The 20,240-nt window shown below is 72.5% G+C and carries 18 protein-coding genes; 14 read left to right on the top strand and 4 right to left on the bottom strand.

The genetic code is table 11. The features are described 5' to 3' along the window. Nucleotides 1-61 precede the first annotated feature (61 nt). From PZ894_RS16700 to PZ894_RS16655, 10 genes are all read left to right on the top strand, one after another. Nucleotides 62-2,149, top strand: a complete 2,088-nt coding sequence (locus PZ894_RS16700) for a glycosyltransferase (protein WP_275746513.1) — start codon at nucleotides 62-64, stop codon at nucleotides 2,147-2,149. Between the two features lie 164 nt (nucleotides 2,150-2,313). Then, nucleotides 2,314-2,622, top strand: a complete 309-nt coding sequence (gene rplU, locus PZ894_RS16695) for a 50S ribosomal protein L21 (RefSeq protein ID WP_275746552.1) — start codon at nucleotides 2,314-2,316, stop codon at nucleotides 2,620-2,622. Between the two features lie 23 nt (nucleotides 2,623-2,645). Next, nucleotides 2,646-2,900, top strand: coding sequence for a 50S ribosomal protein L27 (rpmA, locus tag PZ894_RS16690; RefSeq protein WP_275746512.1), 255 nt, complete (start codon nucleotides 2,646-2,648; stop codon nucleotides 2,898-2,900). 87 nt (nucleotides 2,901-2,987) lie between these two features. Next, complete coding sequence (gene obgE, locus PZ894_RS16685; RefSeq protein WP_275746511.1) at nucleotides 2,988-4,553, top strand: GTPase ObgE; 1,566 nt, start codon at nucleotides 2,988-2,990, stop codon at nucleotides 4,551-4,553. After that, on the top strand, nucleotides 4,550-5,665 hold the full coding sequence (gene proB / locus PZ894_RS16680; RefSeq protein WP_275746510.1) for a glutamate 5-kinase: 1,116 nt from the start codon (nucleotides 4,550-4,552) through the stop codon (nucleotides 5,663-5,665). The genes obgE and proB overlap by 4 nt, the downstream gene beginning before the upstream one ends. Nucleotides 5,666-5,704: 39 nt before the next feature. Next, nucleotides 5,705-6,667: an endonuclease/exonuclease/phosphatase family protein gene (locus tag PZ894_RS16675; RefSeq protein ID WP_275746509.1), complete on the top strand. Its 963-nt coding sequence runs from the start codon at nucleotides 5,705-5,707 to the stop codon at nucleotides 6,665-6,667. Between the two features lie 53 nt (nucleotides 6,668-6,720). After that, nucleotides 6,721-7,905: a cysteine desulfurase family protein gene (locus tag PZ894_RS16670; protein ID WP_275746507.1), complete on the top strand. Its 1,185-nt coding sequence runs from the start codon at nucleotides 6,721-6,723 to the stop codon at nucleotides 7,903-7,905. Nucleotide 7,906: 1 nt separating this feature from the next. Beyond that, complete coding sequence (gene mnmA / locus PZ894_RS16665; protein WP_275746505.1) at nucleotides 7,907-9,007, top strand: tRNA 2-thiouridine(34) synthase MnmA; 1,101 nt, start codon at nucleotides 7,907-7,909, stop codon at nucleotides 9,005-9,007. Nucleotides 9,008-9,080: 73 nt separating this feature from the next. Continuing rightward, on the top strand, nucleotides 9,081-10,079 hold the full coding sequence (locus PZ894_RS16660) for a methionine synthase (RefSeq protein WP_275746503.1): 999 nt from the start codon (nucleotides 9,081-9,083) through the stop codon (nucleotides 10,077-10,079). 22 nt (nucleotides 10,080-10,101) lie between these two features. Next, the gene (locus PZ894_RS16655; protein ID WP_275746502.1) at nucleotides 10,102-10,641 is read left to right on the top strand and encodes a type 1 glutamine amidotransferase domain-containing protein; all 540 of its coding nucleotides are present in this window, start codon (nucleotides 10,102-10,104) and stop codon (nucleotides 10,639-10,641) included. A gap of 50 nt (nucleotides 10,642-10,691) precedes the next feature. On the opposite strand, the gene PZ894_RS16650 is transcribed toward PZ894_RS16655, so the two are convergent. Both PZ894_RS16650 and PZ894_RS16645 read right to left on the bottom strand, forming a co-directional pair. After that, nucleotides 10,692-12,260, bottom strand: coding sequence for an MFS transporter (locus PZ894_RS16650; RefSeq protein ID WP_275746500.1), 1,569 nt, complete (start codon nucleotides 12,258-12,260; stop codon nucleotides 10,692-10,694). Between the two features lie 42 nt (nucleotides 12,261-12,302). Further along, nucleotides 12,303-12,893 (bottom strand): TetR/AcrR family transcriptional regulator, encoded by a 591-nt coding sequence (locus PZ894_RS16645; protein WP_275746498.1) that lies wholly within the window; start codon nucleotides 12,891-12,893, stop codon nucleotides 12,303-12,305. A 224-nt stretch (nucleotides 12,894-13,117) separates the two neighbouring features. Between PZ894_RS16645 and ligA the strand changes: the two genes are divergently transcribed. Continuing rightward, a complete protein-coding gene (gene ligA / locus PZ894_RS16640; RefSeq protein ID WP_275746496.1) occupies nucleotides 13,118-15,241 on the top strand; it encodes an NAD-dependent DNA ligase LigA in 2,124 nt (707 codons plus the stop codon). Here ligA and PZ894_RS16635 read toward each other — a convergent pair. After that, complete coding sequence (locus PZ894_RS16635) at nucleotides 15,229-16,347, bottom strand: hypothetical protein (RefSeq protein WP_275746495.1); 1,119 nt, start codon at nucleotides 16,345-16,347, stop codon at nucleotides 15,229-15,231. The two genes, ligA and PZ894_RS16635, sit on opposite strands and share 13 nt — an antisense overlap. Next, complete coding sequence (locus PZ894_RS16630) at nucleotides 16,340-16,858, bottom strand: SigE family RNA polymerase sigma factor (protein WP_275746494.1); 519 nt, start codon at nucleotides 16,856-16,858, stop codon at nucleotides 16,340-16,342. Before PZ894_RS16630 ends, PZ894_RS16635 begins: the two co-directional genes overlap by 8 nt. A gap of 84 nt (nucleotides 16,859-16,942) precedes the next feature. Between PZ894_RS16630 and gatC the strand changes: the two genes are divergently transcribed. Genes gatC through gatB form a run of 3 tightly spaced genes read left to right on the top strand, consistent with a single transcriptional unit; the run spans nucleotide 16,943 to nucleotide 20,225 of the window. Further along, nucleotides 16,943-17,242, top strand: a complete 300-nt coding sequence (gatC, locus tag PZ894_RS16625; protein ID WP_275746493.1) for an Asp-tRNA(Asn)/Glu-tRNA(Gln) amidotransferase subunit GatC — start codon at nucleotides 16,943-16,945, stop codon at nucleotides 17,240-17,242. Further along, nucleotides 17,239-18,735, top strand: a complete 1,497-nt coding sequence (gene gatA / locus PZ894_RS16620; RefSeq protein WP_275746492.1) for an Asp-tRNA(Asn)/Glu-tRNA(Gln) amidotransferase subunit GatA — start codon at nucleotides 17,239-17,241, stop codon at nucleotides 18,733-18,735. The genes gatC and gatA overlap by 4 nt, the downstream gene beginning before the upstream one ends. Beyond that, nucleotides 18,732-20,225 carry an Asp-tRNA(Asn)/Glu-tRNA(Gln) amidotransferase subunit GatB gene (gene gatB / locus PZ894_RS16615; protein WP_275746490.1) on the top strand — a complete coding sequence of 498 codons (1,494 nt, stop codon included), beginning with the start codon at nucleotides 18,732-18,734 and terminating at the stop codon, nucleotides 20,223-20,225. The genes gatA and gatB overlap by 4 nt, the downstream gene beginning before the upstream one ends. The last annotated feature ends 15 nt before the right edge of the window (nucleotides 20,226-20,240 follow it).

Here is a 20,240-nt window from a genome sequence, read left to right as displayed (position 1 = left end):
GGTGCTGCTTCTCCTCACTGGTGCTCTCCTCGGTCTCATCACGTTCGCGGGCGTCCTCTCGATGCCCGACCTCCCGTACCACCCCGCGCGCGACCTGGAGCTCCGGGCGACGTACGACACCTACCGTGAGACCGGCGTCCCCCTCCTGAAGGAGAACGGCACCGGATCGTGGTACGGCTCCGTCGAGGGGACGGGCCTGACGCGGGCGGCGGGCGACGACGACCCGGGCAGCTACCTGGTCGCGTCGTGGATGTCGCACCTGACCGGCTCCGACTCGCCGTACCCGGGCCTGCGCTGGGCGATGGCGCTCCTGTGCGCGCTGCCCCTGCTGATCCTGCCCCTGACCGTCGCACGGGTGTTCCGGCGCGCGCGGGCCGGCTACGCGATGTTGCTGCTCCCGCCGGTGACGTGGCTCGTGAACAAGGGCACCGTCCTGGTCGGCACGGAGTACGGGCTGTCCGACCAGGTGGCCGTCACGCGCGTCTACGCCTTGTACGGCATGGCGGCGTCGATGCTGTTCCTCAACCTGGTGCTCCTGACCTACGTCGCGACGCGCCGGCTCGGGCTCAGGGCGCTCGTCGCGCTGTCGGTGCTCTTCGTCGTCCTGGCGTCGGCGAGCAACCTGTTGCGGTCGCTCTCCGGCGTCGGGGTGGCACTGGCAGTGGGCGTCCTCTGGTGGCTGAACTGGTCCCGGGGCCGGCTGCGTCTCGTGGTGGCCGCGGGTGCCGGCCTGGTCGCGGTGGCGGGCGCGATGGTGCTTCCGGGGCTCTTCATGGACCGGGTGGACGACGCGCGGAACCCGCTGCTCTCCGAGGCGGCGGAGTCCTTGCCGTCGGCGCACGGCACCTGGCACCCGTTGTACCTGGGACTGTCGTACCCGCAACCGATCACCGGCGCACCCTCCGAGTTCGGGATCACCTGGTCCGACGAGTTCGGGTGGGCAAAGGCGCGCGAGGTCGATCCGGACGTCCTGGTCGCCAGCGCGGAGTACGACGCGATCATGAAGGACCTCTACCTGGACCAGGTGCGCGAGAAGCCGGTCGCGGCGATGCGTCTCTACCTCGCCAAGGGGCTCTACGTCCTGAAGCACTTCGCCGCGATGATCGTGCTCGTCGTGATCGGCTACCTGATCGCCTGGCAGCGTCCCGGCCCACACCGACGCCTGATGGGGGCGGCCACCGCCATCGCGTTGCCCACGTTGTTGTTCGGCCTGGTCCCGACCGTGCTCGTGATGCCGATGCTCTACTACTACTCGGAGCTCGTGGCCGGCCTCGGCCTGCTGTCCGCAGTCGCGCTCGGCGGCCTGGTCTGGGGCTTCACGACGCTTCCGGCGTTCGTCCGCAGCAGCGAGCGCCGTCGTCTCGCGTCCCGCGACCCCGCGATCGTGACCGCCGGAGAACGCGCGCTCTCCGTGGTCGTCCCGTCCCGCAACGGTGCCGAGGTCCTCCCCGAGACCCTGGCGACCCTCGCGGGCGAGCTCTCGGCCAACGACGAGGTCATCGTCGTGGAGAACGGCTCGACCGACGACACCGCGGCGGTGCTGCAGGAGATCTCCGAGTCCTGGGCACACCCGTGCTCGTTGGTCGTGACCTCGAGCGAGCCCGGCCTGGGCAACGCCCTGCGCACCGGAGTCTCCGCCAGCGCGGGCCGGCGGCTGTTGCTGACGGCCGACGACCTGCCGTTCGGCCTGACCGACCTCGTCGCCTTCCGTGAGCTGCCGCCCGACGTCGTGGTCGCCATCGGTTCGAAGGCGCACCCGGGCTCGCGGGTCGCCCGGTCCAGGACCCGGACGCTGCAGTCGCGGGTCTTCCGGTGGTTGCGCTCGGCGATGCTCCACTCGTCGGTCGGGGACAGCCAGGGGACCATCTGGGTCGACGGACCCTGGGCGCGTTCCTTCGCGAGCGTCTCCCGCGAGACCGGACTCATGTGGACGGTCGAGCTGGTGCTCGCAGCCGAGCAGCAGGGCCACGCGGTGTGGGAGGCGCCGGTCGAGCTGCGGCCTTCGCACGATGCCTCGACGAGCCGGTTCCGCTTCCGTGACGCCTGGATCGGTGTGCGCGAGATCTGGCAGCTCGCGCTCCGCAAGGACGACTACTCCGCGGAGAGCTACCCCACGATCGGCGCAGTCCTCTCCGGACGCGGCACCTGACCGACGCGGTTTTGCCCTCGACGGGCCGCGTCCGTACTATTGACCCTCGGTGCGCGCTCAGGTGCGCGCCCTCTCTGTGCCAACGAGCCGCGGGTGTCGCCGCCCGGGTGTTGCGGCCCCAGACCAAGACGTTCCAGTTCATGAGATCGACGAAGGAGACCGCGGTGTACGCGATCGTGCGCGCTGGCGCCACCCAGCAGAAGGTTGCCGTGGGCGACGTCATCGAGATCGACAAGGTCGCGACCGCCGTCGGCGAGTCCCTCACCCTCCCCGTGGTCCTGGTCGTCGACGGCGAGAAGGTCACCGCCGACGCGGCCAAGCTCGGCAAGGCGTCCGTGACCGCCGAGGTGCTCGGCGGCACCAAGGGCCCCAAGATCGTCATCCAGAAGTACAAGAACAAGACCGGCTACAAGAAGCGCCAGGGTCACCGCCAGAAGTACACCCAGGTCAAGATCACCGACATCAAGGCCTGACCGAGCCGAGAAGGACTGAAGAGATGGCACACAAGAAGGGCGCCGCGTCCACCAAGAACGGCCGCGACTCCAACTCGCAGCGGCTCGGCGTGAAGCGGTACGGCGGTCAGCTGGTCAACGCCGGCGAGATCATCGTCCGCCAGCGCGGGACCCACTTCCACCCCGGTGCGAACGTCGGTCGCGGTGGCGACGACACCCTGTTCGCGCTGGCGGCGGGCGCCGTCGAGTTCGGCACGCGTCGCGGTCGCCGGGTCGTCAACATCGTCCCGGGCGAGTGACCTGACGCTCGCAACCACGCTTCACAGGAAGGGCGTCCCGGCCTCGGGACGCCCTTTTCCGATTTCCACCCTGAGAGAAGGCAGCTGATGGCGCTCCCGACCTTCGTCGATCGCGTGACGCTGCACGTCAGCGCCGGTCGCGGCGGCAACGGTGTCGCCTCGGTGCACCGGGAGAAGTTCAAGCCGCTCGGCGGCCCCGACGGCGGGAACGGCGGCCCCGGCGGCTCGATCATCCTCCGGGTCGCGCCCGACGTGACCACGCTCCTCGACTACCACCACAGCCCGAAGCGGCGCGCCGAGCACGGTGGTCACGGCGCCGGTGCGCACCGCAACGGCGCGCACGGCCGCGACCTGGTGCTCCCGGTGCCCGACGGCACCCTGGTGACCACCCCGAAGGGGACCGTGCTCGCCGACCTGGTCGGGCCCGGCACCGAGCTCGTCGTCGCCCAGGGCGGCCGCGGGGGCCTCGGCAACGCCGCGCTGGCGTCGTCCAAGCGCAAGGCGCCCGGCTTCGCGCTGCTCGGCGAGCCGGGTGACGAGCTCGAGATCGTGCTGGAGCTGAAGGTCGTCGCCGACATCGGCCTGGTCGGCTTCCCCAGCGCCGGCAAGTCCAGCCTGATCGCGGCGATCTCGCGGGCGCGGCCGAAGATCGCCGACTACCCGTTCACCACGCTGGTGCCGAACCTGGGCGTCGTCACGGCGGGCGACACGACCTTCACCGTCGCCGACGTGCCCGGGCTCATCGAGGGTGCGAGCGAGGGGCGCGGACTCGGCCACGACTTCCTGCGCCACATCGAGCGCTGCGCCGCGATCGTGCACGTCGTCGACACCGCGAGCATCGAGCCGGGGCGCAACCCGGTCGACGACCTCGACGTGATCGAGGGGGAGCTGAGCCGGTACGGCGGGCTCGAGGACCGCCCGCGGCTGGTCGCCCTCAACAAGGTCGACGTGCCGGACGGCCGCGACATTGCCGGGTTCGTCCTCGACGAGCTGCGCGAGCGCGGGCTGCGGGTCTTCGAGGTCTCCGCGGCATCGGGTGAGGGGCTGCGCGAGCTCACCTTCGCGATGGCGGAGATCGTCGACGCCGCACGCGTCGAGAAGCCCGCCGTCGAGGCTCGGCGGATCGTGCTGCGGCCCGCCTCGGCCGACGGCAGCGAGTTGTTCACGGTCAAGCGCACCGGCGAGGGCTGGCGGGTGCGTGGCGAGAAGCCCGAACGCTGGGTGCGCCAGACCGACTTCAGCAACGACGAGGCCGTGGGCTTCCTCGCCGACCGGCTCAACCGCCTGGGCGTGGAGACCCGGCTGGTCGAGCTCGGCGCGGAGGAGGGGGACGCGGTTCTCATCGGCCACCCCGACAACGCCGTGGTCTTCGACTTCAAGCCGGGCATCGACGCCGGCGCGGAGATGCTCGGGAGGCGCGGCGAGGACCAGCGCTTCGACGAGTCGCGACCCGCCGCCCGGCGCCGGCGCGCGATCGACGAGGCGATGGGGGAGCGCGGCGAGGGCGAGACCCGCGCCGACGTCGCCCGCCGGCTCGACCGACCGGAGCAGTACGGTCCCACGTCGTACGAGATCGGCACCGCCGACGACCCCGACTGGGCAGAGCAGGATCCCGGGGAGCAGGATCCCGGGGAAGACGACTCGACGGCATGAGCGTGCGCGCCGAGGTGACCGGGGCGAAGCGGGTCGTCGTCAAGGTCGGCTCCTCGTCCCTGACCACCGCCGCCGGCGGCATCGACCCGCAACGCGTGCGTGACCTGGTCGACGTGCTGGCCGGGCTCCGCGACGGGGGCGCGGAGGTCGTGCTGGTCTCCTCCGGCGCGATCGCGGCCGGGCTCGCGCCGCTGGGTCTGCCCAAGCGCCCGAAGGCCCTGCCCGCGCAGCAGGCGGCCGCCTCGGTCGGCCAGGGCCTGCTGGTGCATCGCTACACCGAGGAGCTCGCCCGGCACGGGGTCATCGCCGGACAGGTGCTGCTGACGGTCGACGACGTCACCCGGCGATCGCACTACCGCAACGCCTACCAGACCTTCGCCAAGCTGATCGACCTCGGCGTGCTGCCGATCGTCAACGAGAACGACACCGTGGCGACCAGCGAGATCAGGTTCGGCGACAACGACCGGCTCGCGGCGCTCGTGGCCCACCTCGTGCACGCCGACCTGCTGGTGCTGCTCAGCGACGTCGACGGCCTCTACGACGCCAACCCGAGCCACCCCGGCAGCACGCTGCTCGAGGAGGTCGCGTCGGTCGAGGACCTCGACGGCGTACGCATCGGCAAGTCGGGGGCCGCGGGCCTCGGCACCGGCGGCATGCAGACGAAGGTGGACGCCGCGCGGATCGCGACCGGCGCGGGCATCCCGGTGGTCCTGACCTCCGCCGACAACGCGGCCGCGGCGCTCGCGGGCAAGCCGGTCGGCACGCTCTTCCACGCCACCGGCCGGCGGCGGCCCACCCGCCTGCTGTGGCTCGCGCACGCGACCGAGCCGAAGGGCACGCTGGTCCTCGACGCGGGTGCGGTGGTGGCGGTCGTCGAACGCCGCGCCTCGCTGCTGGCCGCCGGCATCACCGGGGTCGAGGGCACGTTCCACGCCGGTGAGCCGGTCGACCTCGCCGGCCCCGACGGCGACCCCGTGGCCCGGGGGCTGGTGAGCTTCGACGCCGAGGAGCTGCCGCAGCTGCTGGGCCGCAGCTCGAGCGACCTCAAGCGCGAGCTCGGCAAGGGCTACGAGCGCGAGGTCGTGCACCGCGACGACCTGGTCCTGCTCTGAATGATCCTGCGCACGGCCGAAGGCCGATAGGTTCGGCCCGTGCGCGCACGGGTGGTGGTGTTCTGGCTGGTCGCCGCGGTCGTGCTCGTGGCGGCGCTCGCGGTCACCGGGGCCCGCCTCGTCGACGCCGGCGGCCGACTCGGCATCGCCCTGGTGGCGTTCACGCCCCTGGCACTGCCGTTGTACGCCGCGCTGCTGCTGCTCGCCCTCGGCAGGATGGTCGTGCTGCGCGGCTGGCGGGTGGACGCCCTCCCCGTCGCGCTGGTCGCGGTGGCGGGGCTGCTGCTGCACGGATGGTGGTACGCCCCGCAGGTCAGCGGCGCCAACCCGCCCGCTGCGGACGGCGCGACCCAGGTGGTCGTCATGACCGCCAACCTCCGACTCGGTGAGGCCGACGGCGTCGAGGTCGTGCGCACGGCGTCGGAGCAGGGCGTCGACCTGCTGGTGCTCCAGGAGGTGACGCTGGCGGTGCTCGCCGACATGGAGCGCGCCGGGCTGGACGCCCTGTTCCCGCACCGGGTGGGGGAGCCGGGCACCATGGCGACCGGCACCATGGCCTTCTCGCGGACCGAGCTCACCGACGCCGTACGCCTGCCGACGGCGCTCGGCAGCTGGAGCTTCCGGATGGACGAGCTGCAGGTGTTCGCCGTGCACCCGACCTATCCGGTCGACGCCGCGGGCTGGCGCCGCGACCAGGCCACCCTCGTCGACGCCGTCACCGAGCAGGGGCCCGACCTCGTCGTCGGCGACTTCAACGCGACCGTGGACCACGACTCGTTGCGCACCCTGGCCGACCGCGGCTACCGCGACGTGGGAGAGCTCGCGAACGCCGGGTGGCACCCGACCTGGCCCGACGGTGGGGAGTACCACGTCGTCCCCGTCGCGCTCGCGCAGATCGACCACGTGCTGGTCGGCGAGTCGCTGGCGGCCGTCTCGATGTCCACCCGCGAGGTCCCCGGCAGCGACCACCGGGCCGTGGTCGCGACGGTCGCGGCGAAGTAGGGACGGCGTCGGGTGGGTCGACCGTGGGAGCGCGCCGTACGCTGGACGGTGCGATGAGCGACCTGAAGACCGTCTACCTCGACCACGCAGCGACCACCCCGATGGCGCCGGCGGCGGTGGAGGCCATGACGGCACACCTGCTCGAGGTCGGCAACCCCAGCTCGCTGCACGCCTCCGGCCGGCGCGCCCGCCGCATCGTCGAGGAGTCGCGCGAGACCATCGCCCAGGCGCTCGACTGCCGTCCCGGCGAGGTGGTCTTCACCTCGGGCGGCACCGAGGCCGACAACCTCGCCCTCAAGGGCGCCTACTGGGCGCGCCGCACCGCCGACCCGCGCCGGACCCGGATCCTCGCGACGTCGATCGAGCACCACGCCGTCCTCGACCCGCTGCACTGGCTCGCCGAGACCGCGGGCGTCGAGGTGGAGCTGCTGCCGGTCGACGACCGGGGTCGGCTCGTCGTGGACGCGCTGCGTGCCTCGGTCGAGCGCGACCCGGCGTCGGTGGCCCTGGTCTCGGTGATGTGGGCCAACAACGAGGTCGGCACCCTGCAGCCCGTCGACGAGGTCGTCGCGATCGCCGCCGAGCACGGCATCCCGGTGCACACCGACGCCGTGCAGGCCGTCGGGGCGGTGCCGGTCGCGTTCGCCCGGTCGGGCGTCGACGCGCTGACGCTCACCGGGCACAAGGTCGGCGGTCCGTTCGGCGTGGGCGCGCTCGTCGTACGCCGCGAGCTCGACGTGACGCCGATCGTGCACGGCGGCGGCCAGGAGCGCGACATCCGCAGCGGCACCATCGACACCCCGGCGATCGCCGGCTTCGCCGCCGCGGTCGAGCTGGCCGTCAAGCAGCAGGCCGACTACGCCGTCCGGGTCGCCGCGCTGCGCGACGACCTGGTGCGCCGGGTGATCGAGGCGGTCCCCGACGCCCACCTCCACGGGGCTCCGCTGGATCTCGGGGGCAGGCTCCCGGGCAACGCCCACCTCGGCTTCCCCGGGTGCGAGGGCGACTCGCTGCTCATGCTCCTCGACGCCCGCGGCATCGAATGCTCCACCGGCTCGGCGTGCTCGGCCGGCGTGCCGCAGCCCTCCCACGTGCTGCTCGCCATGGGGCGCGACGCGGAGGCCGCGCGGCACTCGCTGCGCTTCTCGCTGGGCCACACCTCGACCCGGGCCGACGTCGATGCCGTCGTCGAGGCGATCGCGCCGGTCGTCGAACGGGCGCGGGCGGCGAGGCGCTGAGATGAGGGTCATCGCTGCCATGTCCGGCGGCGTCGACTCCGCCGTCGCCGCGGCCCGCGCGGTCGAGGCCGGACACGACGTCACGGGCATCCACCTGGCGCTGTCGCGCAACCCCGCCTCGTACCGCTCCGGTGCGCGCGGGTGCTGCACGATCGAGGACAGCAACGACGCACGCCGGGCCGCCGACGTCATCGGCATCCCGTTCTACGTGTGGGACCTGTCCGACCGCTTCCACGAGGACGTGGTCGAGGACTTCATGGACGAGTACGCCGCGGGCCGCACGCCCAACCCGTGCCTGCGGTGCAACGAGAAGATCAAGTTCGCCGCGGTCCTCGACCGTGCGCTCGGCCTCGGCTTCGACGCGGTGGCGACCGGCCACTACGCACAGCTGCGCACCGGCGCCGACGGGCTCGTGGAGATGCACCGGGCGGTCGACCACGGCAAGGACCAGTCCTACGTGCTCGGCGTGCTCGACCAGGCGCAGCTGCGGCACTCGCTCTTCCCGCTGGGTGGGTCGACCAAGGCCGACGTGCGTCGGGAGGCGGCCGAGCGCGGGCTGCTGGTCGCCGACAAGCCGGACAGCCACGACATCTGCTTCGTCGCCGACGGCGACAACGCCGGGTGGCTGCGGGAGAAGCTCGGCGACCGCGCGCCCAACCACGGCGGGTCGATCGTCGACGAGTCAGGTGCGGTCGTGGGCTCGCACACCGGCACCTACGCGTTCACCATCGGCCAGCGACGCGGGCTGCGGCTCGGCCGGCCGGCGGCGGACGGCAAGCCGCGCTTCGTGCTCGACATCGAACCGGTCTCCGGGACGGTCACGGTCGGACCGCGCGAGCGGCTCGCGGTCGATCGGCTGACCGGCGTCGGGCCACGCTGGTGCGGCACGGTGCCGCGCGAGCTGACCGGAACCGTCCAGCTGCGCGCGCACGGCGAGGAGCTGCCGGCCCGGGTGCGCGTGGACGAGGCCGTGGACATCGAGCTGCTCGACCCGGCGTACGGCATCGCGCCCGGCCAGGCCGCCGTCATCTACGACGGCACCCGCGTGGTCGGGTCGGCGACGATCTCGGCCACGTCGCGGGTGCAGGCGGGGCAGCGGTGAGCCTTCCACCTCCTGCCGCCGCGACTCGGTGGATCGCTCAACGCCCCCCGCCCACCGGCCGTGGCGGGCGGCCATGGTGACGGCCACCGGCGTCGGGTCCATGCCCGGCGACGACCAGCAGGCGTACGACGAGGCGCTGCGGGTCGTCCTCGGTGAGCTGCCCGACCTCCCGCACCTGCCCGAGGTGCCGGGCCGCGGCGCGACCGCGACGATGACCGGCCGGGCGCTGGCGATCGTGGCCGAGCTCGGCGCCGACCTGCAGCCGGCGGGGTGGCGGCTGACCGGGGGAGGCGGCGGCGTCGACCAGCGCAGGGCCCGCAGCCTGCTGGCCCAGGACCTCGACGGGCTCGAGGAGCAGGCACAGGGCTTCGCCGGCGTGTTCAAGGTCCAGGTGGCCGGCCCGTGGACGCTGGCGGCGACCGTGGAGCGCCCGCGCGGCGACAAGGTGCTCGCCGACGTCGGGGCGCGGCGCGAGCTCGCCCAGGCGCTGGCGGAGGGCCTGCGCGGCCACGTCGCGGACGTGCGCCGCCGGCTGTCCGACGTCGAGCGGCTCGTCGTGCAGGTCGACGAGCCCGCGCTGGCGGCGGTCCTGGACGGCAGGGTCCCGACGGCCTCCGGCTTCCACAAGCACCGCAGCGTCGACCTGCCCGAGGCGTCCGCCGCCGTGGAGTGGGTGCTCGCGGCGATCGCCGACGCGGGTGCCGAGCCCTGGGTGCACTCGTGCGCGGCCGACGTGCCGTGGCCGGTGCTGCGCAAGGCGGGGGCGCTCGGCCTGTCGGTCGACCTCGCGACGCTGACGGCGGCCGACCACGACGCGCTCGCCGAGGCGCTCGAGGCAGGGGAGTCGGTCGCGCTCGGCGCCGTACCGACCCTCGACCCGGCCACGCCGACGACCGATGCCCAGCTGACCGAGTCCGTGCTGCGGTGGCTCGACATGCTCGGGCTCGACCCCGCCGGGGTCGGCGATCGGCTCGTCGTCACCCCGGCCTGCGGTCTGGCCGGTGCCTCGCCGGCGTGGGCTCGGCGTGCGCTCGGGCTGGCGCGCGCGGCTGCCACCCACGTGTCGGGCTGACGCGGCCGGGTACCGCGTCGGCATGAGTGACCTGACCGGCAGGACCGTGGCCATCATCGCGACCGACTTCTTCGAGGAGGCCGAGCTCGTCAAGCCTCGCCACGCGCTGCGCGAGGCGGGCGCGACCGTGCTGATCCACTCGACCGGCACCGATCCGATCCAGGCCGTCGAGGGCGACACGAAGCCGACGCAGAAGGTCGACGTCGACGGCACGCTCGACGACCTCGACGTCGGCTCGGTCGACGCGGTCGTGGTGCCCGGCGGCACCGTGAACGCCGACCGGATCCGCACCGAGGAGCGGGCGCAGCAGATCGTCAAGCAGGCCGTCGAGGACGGCAAGCCGCTGGCCGTGATCTGCCACGGACCGTGGCTCCTGGTGTCCGCAGGTCTGGCCCGCGGCCGGCGGCTGACCAGCTACGCCTCGCTGGCCGACGACGTACGCAACGCCGGCGGCACCTGGATCGACGAGGAGGTCGTCGTCGACGGCACGCTCATCACCAGTCGCGACCCGAACGACATCCCGGCGTTCATCAAGGCGCTCGAGGACGCTCTCGCCCCCTGAAATGACGCTGACCCGCCCGAAACTTTCGGGCGGGTCAGCGTCATTTCAGCTCACACGTGGACCGGTGCGGCCTCCGGTCCGTCGGTGGCGAGCTCCTGGTGCTTCACGGTGAGGAAGACCCAGGTGACCACCGACGCGACGAGCATCAGGCCGGCGCCGAGCAGGAACGCGTCGCTCGCACCGGCGGTGAAGATCTGGTGCTGGGCGACCGTCAGCTGCGCCTCGTCGACCGGCACGCCGGCGGCGGCGACGGCCTTCTGCAGCGTCGCGGCCAGGTCGTCCATCGTCTGCGTGGCGATGGTGCCGAGCAGGGACAGGCCGAGCGCACCGCCGATCTGCTGCATCGTGTTGAGCACGCCGGAGCCGATGCCGGAGTCCTCGGCGCGCAGGTGGTGCACGGCGGTGAGCGTCAGCGGGACGAAGGTCATGCCCATGCCGAACGCCATCAGCACGATGAACGGCAGCAGGTCGGTCACGTAGCTGCCCTGGACGTCCTGCATCGGGATGGAGGTGTCGTTGGGCAGGCGGGAGAAGCCGAGCAGCGCGCCCGCCGCCATCAGGGTGCCGACGCCGGCCAGCACCCGGGGGTCGAACCGGCTGGCCAGGCTCGACGAGACGCCCGCGGCGAGGACCAGTCCGACGCAGAAGGGGAGGAACGCGACGCCCGCCTCGATCGGGCTGTAGCCCATGACCGTCTGGATGTACTGGCTGAGGTAGAAGAACATCGCGAACATCGCGGCCGGGGCGAAGAACATCGCCACGAAGCTGGCGGCGCGGGTGCGGTTGGCGAACACGCGGACCGGCAGCAACGGGTGCGCGACCCGGCGCTCGAGGAGCAGGAACGCCGCGAGCAGCACCACGCCCGCGGCGATGCTGGCGATCGTCCAGGTGTCGCCCCAGCCGTCGGTGCCGGCGCGGCTGATGCCGAAGACGAGGCCGAGCAGGCCGAGGGTGCCGGTGACGGCACCGGGCAGGTCGAGCTCACCGGGGTGCGACTCGCTCTCGTTGAGGAAGCGCGGCGCGAGCAGCGCCGTGACGATGCCGATCGGGGTGTTGATCAGCAGCGTGAGGCGCCAGCCCTCGACGTCGAAGCCGAGCACGCTGTCGAGCCCGGTCAGCCAGCCGCCCAGCAGCAGGCCGACGGCCGCGCCGACGCCGGACATCGCGGCGTACACGGCGAACGCGCGGTTGCGCGGCGGGCCGGCCGGGAAGGTCGTGGCGATCAGCGCCAGCGCGGCGGGGGAGGCGAGGGCCGCGCCGAGGCCCTGCAGGGCACGGGCCGCGAGCAGCAGCGGCTCGTTGGTGGCGAGTCCGCCGAGCAACGACGCCACACCGAAGATCACCAGGCCGACCATGAAGACGCGGCGGCGGCCGTAGAGGTCGCCGAGTCGGCCGCCGAGCAGCAGCAGGCTGCCGAAGGCGAGCGCGTAGCCGGTGACCACCCAGCGGAGGTTGGCGTCGGCGATGTCCAGGTCGTGCTGGATGAAGGGCAGGGCGATGTTCACGATGGTGCCGTCGAGCACCACCATCAGCTGGGCCACCGAGATGAGCACGAGGGCCCACCCCAGATGGAGCTTCCTGCCCGAGGCATGCTCCTCGGGCGTCATCACGTCGGTCATGGTCGTCTCGTCTTCCTCGTCGGACTCAGGGTGGGAGTCGGGTCAGGACGCCGGACCGCGGGTCGCGGCCGGCAGGATGATCTGGTCGATCACGCGGGTGATCGTGTCGGGGTCGGGGCACTCGCCGAGGATGAAGAGGCGGTGCAGGACGATGCCGGCCAGCGCGGGCTCGAGCAGGTCGAGATCGACGTCGTCGCGCAGCTCCCCGCGCTGCCGGGCGCGTTCCCAGATCTCGCGCGAGACGGCGAGCTTGGGTCCGACGACGCCGCGGCGGAAGGCCTCGGCGAAGTCGGCGTCGCGGGAGATCGCGGTCAGCACGCTGGAGAACGTCGCGACGGTGTGGACGTCCGTGAGTCCGCCGATGCCGCAGAAGGCGGCGCACAGGTCGTCGCGCAGCGAGCCGGAGTCAGGTACGTCGAGCGTGCCCTTGTCGTGCTGGAGCGCCTCGATCACCAGGCTGACCTTGTTGGTCCACCGGCGGTAGAGGGTCGCCTTGGAGGCCTTCGCCTTGGCGGCGACGGCGTCCATGGTGAGGCGGTCGTAGCCGGACTCGGCGAGCACGTCGAGGGTCGCGTCGAAGATCTCCTGCTCGCGGTCGCCCTCGACGCGGGGGCGTTCGGCACTGGGGGTCATTGCGGTCCTCGGGCTGTCGGCTGCTACCTGGATGAAACGAAACGGTTTCGTTCCATGCGGAACAGCGTAAGCACGCGCCGTCATTCCGGCCAAGCCGATATTTCTCGGATTTCTTCCCCGGGGGCGGGGCGCCGGTCTAGACCGGAGCGTTCGCGGGCCCGCGCCCGGCCGGCGTGCGGCGGGCGCGGGGTCCGGTGTCGGCGCGGCGCGGCAGAATGCGGGGCATGAGCACGCCGCCCGACGCCACCGTGGCCGCAGAGGTCGACGCCGCCCCCGCCGAGGTCCGGGAGGAGCACCGCCGGCTGGCGGAGGAGATCGAGGACGCGCGCTGGCGCTACTACGTGCTGGACAGCCCGACGATCGACGACGCCGACTTCGACCGGCGGCTGCGCCGCCTGGAGGCGCTCGAGGAGCAGTTCCCCGAGCTGCGCACCCCGGACTCGCCGACCCAGAAGGTCGGCGGCGCGGTCTCGACCGAGTTCACCGCCGTCGACCACCTGCGCCGGATGGAGAGCCTCGACAACGCGTTCTCCTACGAGGAGCTCGAGGGCTGGTACGCCCGGCTCGGTCGCGACGGCATCGAGGAGCCCGCGCTGCTGTGCGAGCTCAAGGTCGACGGCCTCGCGATCAACCTGCTCTACGAGGGCGGACGGCTGGTGCGCGCACTCACCCGCGGCGACGGCACCACCGGCGAGGACGTCACGCCCAACGTGCGCACGATCGACTCGGTCCCCGACCGCCTCACCGGCACCGCCGACTTCCCGGTACCCGACCTGGTCGAGGTGCGCGGCGAGGTGTTCCTCCCCGTCGAGGCGTTCGAGCGACTCAACGACTCGCTCCTCGAGGCCGGCAGGGCGCCGTTCGCCAACCCACGCAACTCGGCCGCCGGCTCGCTGCGCCAGAAGGACCCGCGCGTCACCGCGACCCGCGCGCTTGGCATGGTCTGCCACGGGCTCGGGGAGCGCCGCGGCTTCGAGCCGGAGGCGCAGTCACACTCCTACGAGGCGCTCCGCGCCTGGGGCCTGCCGATCTCCGACCAGGTGCGCGTCGTGCAGACGCTGAAGGAGGTCGAGGCCTACATCGAGCACGCCGGCGAGCACCGGCACACGATCGTCCCCTACGAGATCGACGGCGTGGTCGTGAAGGTCGACGACGTGGCGCTCCAGCGCCGGCTCGGCTCCACCAGCCGCGCGCCGCGCTGGGCGATCGCCTTCAAGTACCCGCCCGAGGAGGTCAACGCCAAGCTCCTCGAGATCCGCGTCAACGTCGGGCGCACCGGCCGCGTCACGCCGTACGGCGTGATGGAGCCGACCCGGGTCGCCGGCTCGACCGTCGAGAACGCCACGCTGCACAACTACCACGAGGTGGAGCGCAAGGACGTCCGGCCCGGCGACACCGTCATCCTGCGCAAGGCCGGCGACGTGATCCCGGAGATCCTCGGCCCGGTGCTGCCGATGCGTCCCGAGGGCCTGGCGGCGTGGGTCGGCCCGACCGAGTGCCCGGCCTGCGGGACGACGCTGGTCGAGCAGAGGGAGGGCGACAAGGACCGGCGCTGCCCCAATCACCAGTTCTGTCCCGCGCAGGTGCGAGAGCGGGTCTTCCACGTCGCCGGCCGCGGCGCCTTCGACATCGAGGGCCTCGGCTACGAGGCCGCGGTCGCGCTGCTCGACGCGAAGGTGATCGACAACGAGGGCGACGTCTTCGACCTCGACGCCGCCGGTGTGCTGGCGACTCCGCTGTTCACCCGCGCCCCGAAGAAGGGCGAGGACGGCCCTCAGCTGAGCGCCAACGGTCAGCGGCTGCTCGACAACCTCGCGAAGGCCAGGCAGGTGCCGCTGTGGCGGGTGCTGGTCGCGCTCTCGATCCGCCACGTCGGGCCGACCGCGGCGCGGGCGCTGGCCCAGGAGTTCGGCTCGATGGACGCGATCCGTGACGCGACCGAGGAGCAGCTCGCCGCGGCCGAGGGCGTCGGGCCGACGATCGCGGAGGCCGTCATCGAGTGGTTCCAGGTGCCGTGGCACGTCGAGATCGTCGAGAAGTGGGACGCCGCCGGGGTCTCCATGGCGGACCAGCGCGACGAGTCGGTGCCGCGCACGTTGGAGGGCCTCACCGTCGTGGTCACCGGCTCGCTGGTCGACTTCAGCCGAGACTCCGCCAAGGAGGCGATCCTGGCCCGTGGCGGCAAGGCCGCCGGCTCGGTGTCGAAGAAGACCGACTACGTCGTGGTCGGCGACAACGCCGGCTCCAAGGCCGACAAGGCCGAGCAGCTCGGCGTACCCGTCCTCGACGAAGCCGGCTTCAAGGCGCTGCTGGAGGGTGGCCCGGACGCGCTGCCTCAGGACTCGTAGGTCTGGTTGCCGTAGCGCAGGTCGTCCGGTGCGACGCCGCCGCCGCTCCTCGGGATGGTCATCTCGCCGACCGCGCACTCGCCGGTGTCGGTCGAGCAGGTGAAGACGTGCCGGTCGGCGACCTTGAAGAGGTTCCCGTCGGGGGACCAGCCGTAGTCCCAGGACGCGCCTTCGAGCGTGACGTGGGTGCCGGCGTCGACGTCGTAGACGTCGACGGATTCGCCGCCCGCGCCCGCTGAGATGGTCGCGAAGCGACCGTCGGGCGAGAGCGTGAGGTAGCCGAAGCGTCCGGACGGGACCGACAGCAGCACCTCGCCGGTGGCGACGTCGACCACCGTCGACTGCTTGCCGTCCCGGCCGACGGTGCGTCCGCCCTGGACGCTCACGAAGCCCGGCGCGAGCCGGTCGGTCGTGCCGACCTCGCCGGTGCGCCAGTTGACGGTGCGCACGACGTCGTCCGTGCCGACGTAGACGATGTCGCCACTCAACGCGACCGGTGGCGCCGACCAGCCGCCCCAGCTCTCCGCGTCCGGCACCGACACGCGGGCGACCTCCTCGTCGGCGGAGACGTCGTGCAGCACCACCTGCACCTCACCCTTCACGACCTCGGCATAGGCGAGGTAGGGCTGGCCGGGGTCGATGCCGGGCACGACCTCCTCGGTGACGACCGACACGTGCTGCACGGTGCCGTCCTCGGTCACCAGCGAGAACCGCTGGGGCCCGCCCCCGTCGCTGTAGTTGTTCTCGCCGTGCCGGACCAGCAGCCCGGCCGAGGTGTAGTAGGTCGACTTGATGGCCTTGTCGTCGATGGTGACGTGCTCGGTGCCGCCGTCGTAGAAGACCGTGGTCCCGAGGGTGAAGACCGCGCCGCGGCCGGTCGCCGGGCCGGCCGGCTCGACCGCCCCGTCGTCGCTGCCGACCCGGCCGACGGCGTACCCCGCCCCGACGCTCGCGACGGCCACGATCGCGACGACGGCGATGCCGGTGCGGAGCTGGCGTCGCCGGCGGAGGCGGTGACCGCGGGTGACGACGGCAGCGGCCGGAGGCGTGGGCACGTCCAGCTCGTCGGCCGCGGTCCGCAGCAGGGTGGCGAGTCGTTCAGTCATGGCGAGCTCCTTCGGTCATGGGGATCACGGCCTCGCCCAGCAGGTCCCGCAGCGTGGCGAGCGCGTCGGAGGTCTGGCTCTTGACGGTGCCCTCGGAAATGCCGAGAGCGTGGGCGACGTCGCGGACGCTGAGGTCGTCGTAGTAGCGCAGCACGACGACGGCGCGTTGCCGCGGCGGGAGGGTGGCGAGCGCGTCGACGACGGTGGTGCGGGTGCTCGGGTCGTGCTCGACCCCGGCGTCGGGCAGCTGTGCGGTCGGCTGCTCGTTGCGCCACGACCGGCGCCGGAACCAGGAGGCCGCGGTGTTCGCCAGCACCACGCGCGCGTACGCCGGCGCCGCGGCGGGATCCTTCACGGTCCGCCACGAGCCGTAGGTCTTCGCCAGGGCCGTCTGGGTGAGGTCCTCGGCGAGCTGGTGATCGCCGAGCATGAGGTACGCCGTGCGGTAGAGGCCCGGCCACGCCGCGTGGACGAACTCGGTGAACGCGTCGTCCGTCATCGTTCTCGCCATCGATCCTCCTCGAGCGGTCACCGACGAAGATGCGTGGTCGGCCCGATCGGTTGGGTGGGCGCAGTCTCTCCTAGGATTGACCCCATGCCTGAGATCACCCGAGACGAGGTCGCGCACCTGGCGAACCTCGCCCGGATCGACCTGTCCGACGAGGAGCTCGACCACCTGGCGCCGCAGCTGTCGGTGATCCTCGAGTCGGTGGCCTCGATCAGCGGCGCCGCCGGTGACGACATCCCGCCGACCTCGCACGCGCTGCCGCTCACGAACGTCTTCCGCGAGGACGTCGTCGTCGCGTGCCTGACGCCCGAGCAGGCGCTGTCGGGCGCCCCGGAGGTCGAGGAGCAGCGCTTCTCCGTGCCGCGCATCCTGGGGGAGGAGCAGTGATCACGAGGACCGCCGCCGAGCTGGCCGCCGCGCTCGCGTCAGGCGAGACGACCTCCGTCGCCGCCACCCGAGCCCACCTCGACCGGATCGCCGAGGTCGACGGGGCCGTGCACGCGTTCCTGCACGTCGACGCCGAGGGCGCGCTGGCCGTGGCCGAGGCGTCCGACGCTCGCCGCGCGGCGGGCACCACGCTGTCGGCGCTCGACGGGGTGCCGATCGCGGTCAAGGACGTGCTCACCACCGAGGGCCTGCCGACGACCTGTGGATCGAAGATCCTCGAGGGCTGGGTGCCGCCGTACGACGCGACCGTGGTGCGGCGCCTCAGGGAGGCCGGCCTGCCGATCCTCGGCAAGACCAACATGGACGAGTTCGCGATGGGCAGCTCGACCGAGCACTCGGCGTACGGCCCGACCCGCAACCCGTGGGACCTGGACCGGATCCCCGGTGGCTCCGGCGGCGGCTCGGCCGCGGCCGTGGCGGCGTTCGAGGCGCCGCTCGCGATCGGCACCGACACCGGCGGCTCGATCCGCCAGCCGGGCGCGGTGACCGGGACGGTCGGCATGAAGCCGACCTACGGCGGGGTGTCCCGCTACGGCCTCGTCGCGCTCGCGAACTCCCTCGACCAGGCGGGCCCGGTCACCAGGACCGTCCTCGACTCGGCGATGTTGCACGAGGTGATCGGTGGCCACGACCCGCTCGACTCCACCAGCATCGACCAGTCGCTCCCGCCGCTGGTCGAGGCCGCGCGGCAGGGCGCGTCCGGCGACCTGTCCGGCGTGCGCATCGGCATCATCTCCGAGATGTCCGGCGACGGCTGGCAGCCGGGTGTGCTGACGCGCTTCCGGGAGTCCGTCGACCTGCTGGTCAAGGCCGGCGCCGAGGTCGTCGAGGTGTCGTGCCCGACGTTCGTGCACGCGCTCGCGACGTACTACCTCATCCTGCCGGCGGAGGCGTCGAGCAACCTCGCGAAGTTCGACGCCATGCGCTACGGCCTGCGGGTTTGGCCCGAGGAGGGCGCCAGCGCCGAGGAGGTCATGCGCGCCACCCGTGACGCCGGCTTCGGCGACGAGGTCAAGCGCCGCATCATCCTCGGCACGTACGCCCTGTCGAGCGGCTACTACGACGCCTACTACGGCCAGGCGCAGAAGGTGCGCACGCTGATCTCGCGCGACTTCGAGGCCGCGTTCGAGCAGGCCGACGTGCTGGTCTCGCCGACCGCGCCGACCACGGCGTTCAAGCTGGGAGAGAAGCTCGACGACCCGATCGCGATGTACCTCAACGACCTCGCGACGATCCCCGCCAACCTCGCGGGCGTGCCGGGCATCTCGGTGCCCAGTGGCCTCGCCGACGAGGACGGCCTGCCCGCCGGCTTCCAGATCCTCGCCCCGGCCCTTGCCGACGACCGCTGCTACCGGGTCGGCGCCGCCCTCGAGGCCGCGCTGCTCGACCAGTGGGGCGGGCCGCTCGTTCCTCCGGAGGAGAACCTGTCATGACCGACACCCTCGTTGCCTTCGACGACGTGCTGACGTCGTACGACCCCGCGATGGGCCTGGAGGTCCACGTCGAGCTCAACACGGCGTCGAAGATGTTCTGCGGCTGCCCGACCGAGTTCGGCGCCGAGCCCAACACGCAGGTCTGCCCGACCTGTCTGGGCCTGCCGGGCGCGATGCCGGTGGTCAACGGCAAGGCCGTGGAGTCGGCGATCCGGATCGGGCTGGCGCTCAACTGCGAGATCGCGGAGTGGTGCCGGTTCGCGCGGAAGAACTACTTCTACCCGGACATGCCGAAGAACTTCCAGACGTCGCAGTACGACGAGCCGATCTGCTTCGACGGCTTCATGGACGTCGAGGTGGAGGGCGAGACCTTCCGCGTCGAGATCGAGCGCGCCCACATGGAGGAGGACACGGGCAAGTCGCTGCACGTCGGCGGCGCCACCGGCCGCATCCACGGCGCCGACCACTCCCTGGTCGACTACAACCGCGCCGGCATCCCGCTCATCGAGATCGTCACCAGGCCGATCCTCGGCGCCGGCGCGAAGGCTCCCGAGGTCGCGCGGGCGTACGTCGCCCAGCTGCGGGACCTGATCGTCGCGCTCGGCGTCTCCGACGCGCGGATGGACCAGGGCTCGATCCGCGCCGACGTCAACCTGTCGCTGTCGCCGAAGGACTCGGGCGTCCTGGGCACCCGCACCGAGACCAAGAACGTGAACTCGCTGCGCTCGGTCGAGCGGGCGGTGCGCTTCGAGATGTCGCGTCACGCCGCGGTGCTCGGGGGCGGCGAGAAGATCCTCCAGGAGACCCGGCACTGGCACGAGGACACCGGCGTCACCACCAGCGGCCGGGAGAAGTCCGACGCCGAGGACTACCGCTACTTCCCGGAGCCCGACCTGGTCCCGGTGGCCCCGACCCGCGCGTGGGTCGAGGAGCTGCGCGGCACGCTGCCCGAGAACCCGACCGCGCGTCGGGCACGGCTGCAGACCGAGTGGGGCTTCTCCGACCTCGAGATGCGCGACACGGTCGGTGCCGGCGCCCTGAACGTGATCGAGCAGACCATCGCCGCAGGCACCACGCCCCAGGCCGCGCGCAAGTGGTGGCTCGGCGAGCTCGCCCGGCGCGCCAACGAGCAGGGCGTCCTGGTCGACGCGCTGCCGGTGACCCCGGCCGACGTGGCCCGCGTGCAGGCGCTGGTCGACGAGGGCAGCCTCAACGACAAGCTCGCCCGCCAGGTCTTCGACGGGCTCTTCGCCGGCGAGGGCACCCCGGACGAGGTCGTCGCCGCGCGCGGGCTCGCGATCGTCTCCGACGAAGGCGCGCTCTCGACTGCGGTCGACAACGCCATCGCCGCCAACCCCGACGTCGCGGAGAAGATCCGCGACGGCAAGGTGGCCGCGGCGGGGGCGCTGATCGGCGCGGTGATGAAGGAGATGCGGGGCCAGGCAGACGCCGCCCGGGTGCGCGAGCTCGTCCTCGAGAAGCTCTCCTGACACGGGGGCGGGGCC

Source organism: Nocardioides sp. YIM 152315 (genome assembly GCF_029210375.1).
In the GTDB taxonomy this organism is placed as follows: Bacteria; Actinomycetota; Actinomycetes; order Propionibacteriales; family Nocardioidaceae; genus Nocardioides.
Note: the sequence above shows the minus strand (reverse complement) of the source record. Positions and strands in the feature narration are given on the sequence as shown.

What these genes read in the sequence shown, in the direction of transcription:
- PZ894_RS16700 (WP_275746513.1), top strand. Translation starts at nt 62, where the DNA reads ATGCCCGACCTCCCGTACCACCCCGCGCGCGACCTGGAGCTCCGGGCG.
- rpmA (WP_275746512.1), top strand. Translation starts at nt 2,646, where the DNA reads ATGGCACACAAGAAGGGCGCCGCGTCCACCAAGAACGGCCGCGACTCC.
- obgE (WP_275746511.1), top strand. Translation starts at nt 2,988, where the DNA reads ATGGCGCTCCCGACCTTCGTCGATCGCGTGACGCTGCACGTCAGCGCC.
- proB (WP_275746510.1), top strand. Translation starts at nt 4,550, where the DNA reads ATGAGCGTGCGCGCCGAGGTGACCGGGGCGAAGCGGGTCGTCGTCAAG.
- PZ894_RS16670 (WP_275746507.1), top strand. Translation starts at nt 6,721, where the DNA reads ATGAGCGACCTGAAGACCGTCTACCTCGACCACGCAGCGACCACCCCG.
- mnmA (WP_275746505.1), top strand. Translation starts at nt 7,907, where the DNA reads ATGAGGGTCATCGCTGCCATGTCCGGCGGCGTCGACTCCGCCGTCGCC.
- PZ894_RS16660 (WP_275746503.1), top strand. Translation starts at nt 9,081, where the DNA reads ATGGTGACGGCCACCGGCGTCGGGTCCATGCCCGGCGACGACCAGCAG.
- PZ894_RS16655 (WP_275746502.1), top strand. Translation starts at nt 10,102, where the DNA reads ATGAGTGACCTGACCGGCAGGACCGTGGCCATCATCGCGACCGACTTC.
- PZ894_RS16650 (WP_275746500.1), bottom strand. Translation starts at nt 12,260, where the DNA reads ATGACCGACGTGATGACGCCCGAGGAGCATGCCTCGGGCAGGAAGCTC.
- PZ894_RS16645 (WP_275746498.1), bottom strand. Translation starts at nt 12,893, where the DNA reads ATGACCCCCAGTGCCGAACGCCCCCGCGTCGAGGGCGACCGCGAGCAG.
- ligA (WP_275746496.1), top strand. Translation starts at nt 13,118, where the DNA reads ATGAGCACGCCGCCCGACGCCACCGTGGCCGCAGAGGTCGACGCCGCC.
- PZ894_RS16635 (WP_275746495.1), bottom strand. Translation starts at nt 16,347, where the DNA reads ATGACTGAACGACTCGCCACCCTGCTGCGGACCGCGGCCGACGAGCTG.
- PZ894_RS16630 (WP_275746494.1), bottom strand. Translation starts at nt 16,858, where the DNA reads ATGGCGAGAACGATGACGGACGACGCGTTCACCGAGTTCGTCCACGCG.
- gatC (WP_275746493.1), top strand. Translation starts at nt 16,943, where the DNA reads ATGCCTGAGATCACCCGAGACGAGGTCGCGCACCTGGCGAACCTCGCC.
- gatB (WP_275746490.1), top strand. Translation starts at nt 18,732, where the DNA reads ATGACCGACACCCTCGTTGCCTTCGACGACGTGCTGACGTCGTACGAC.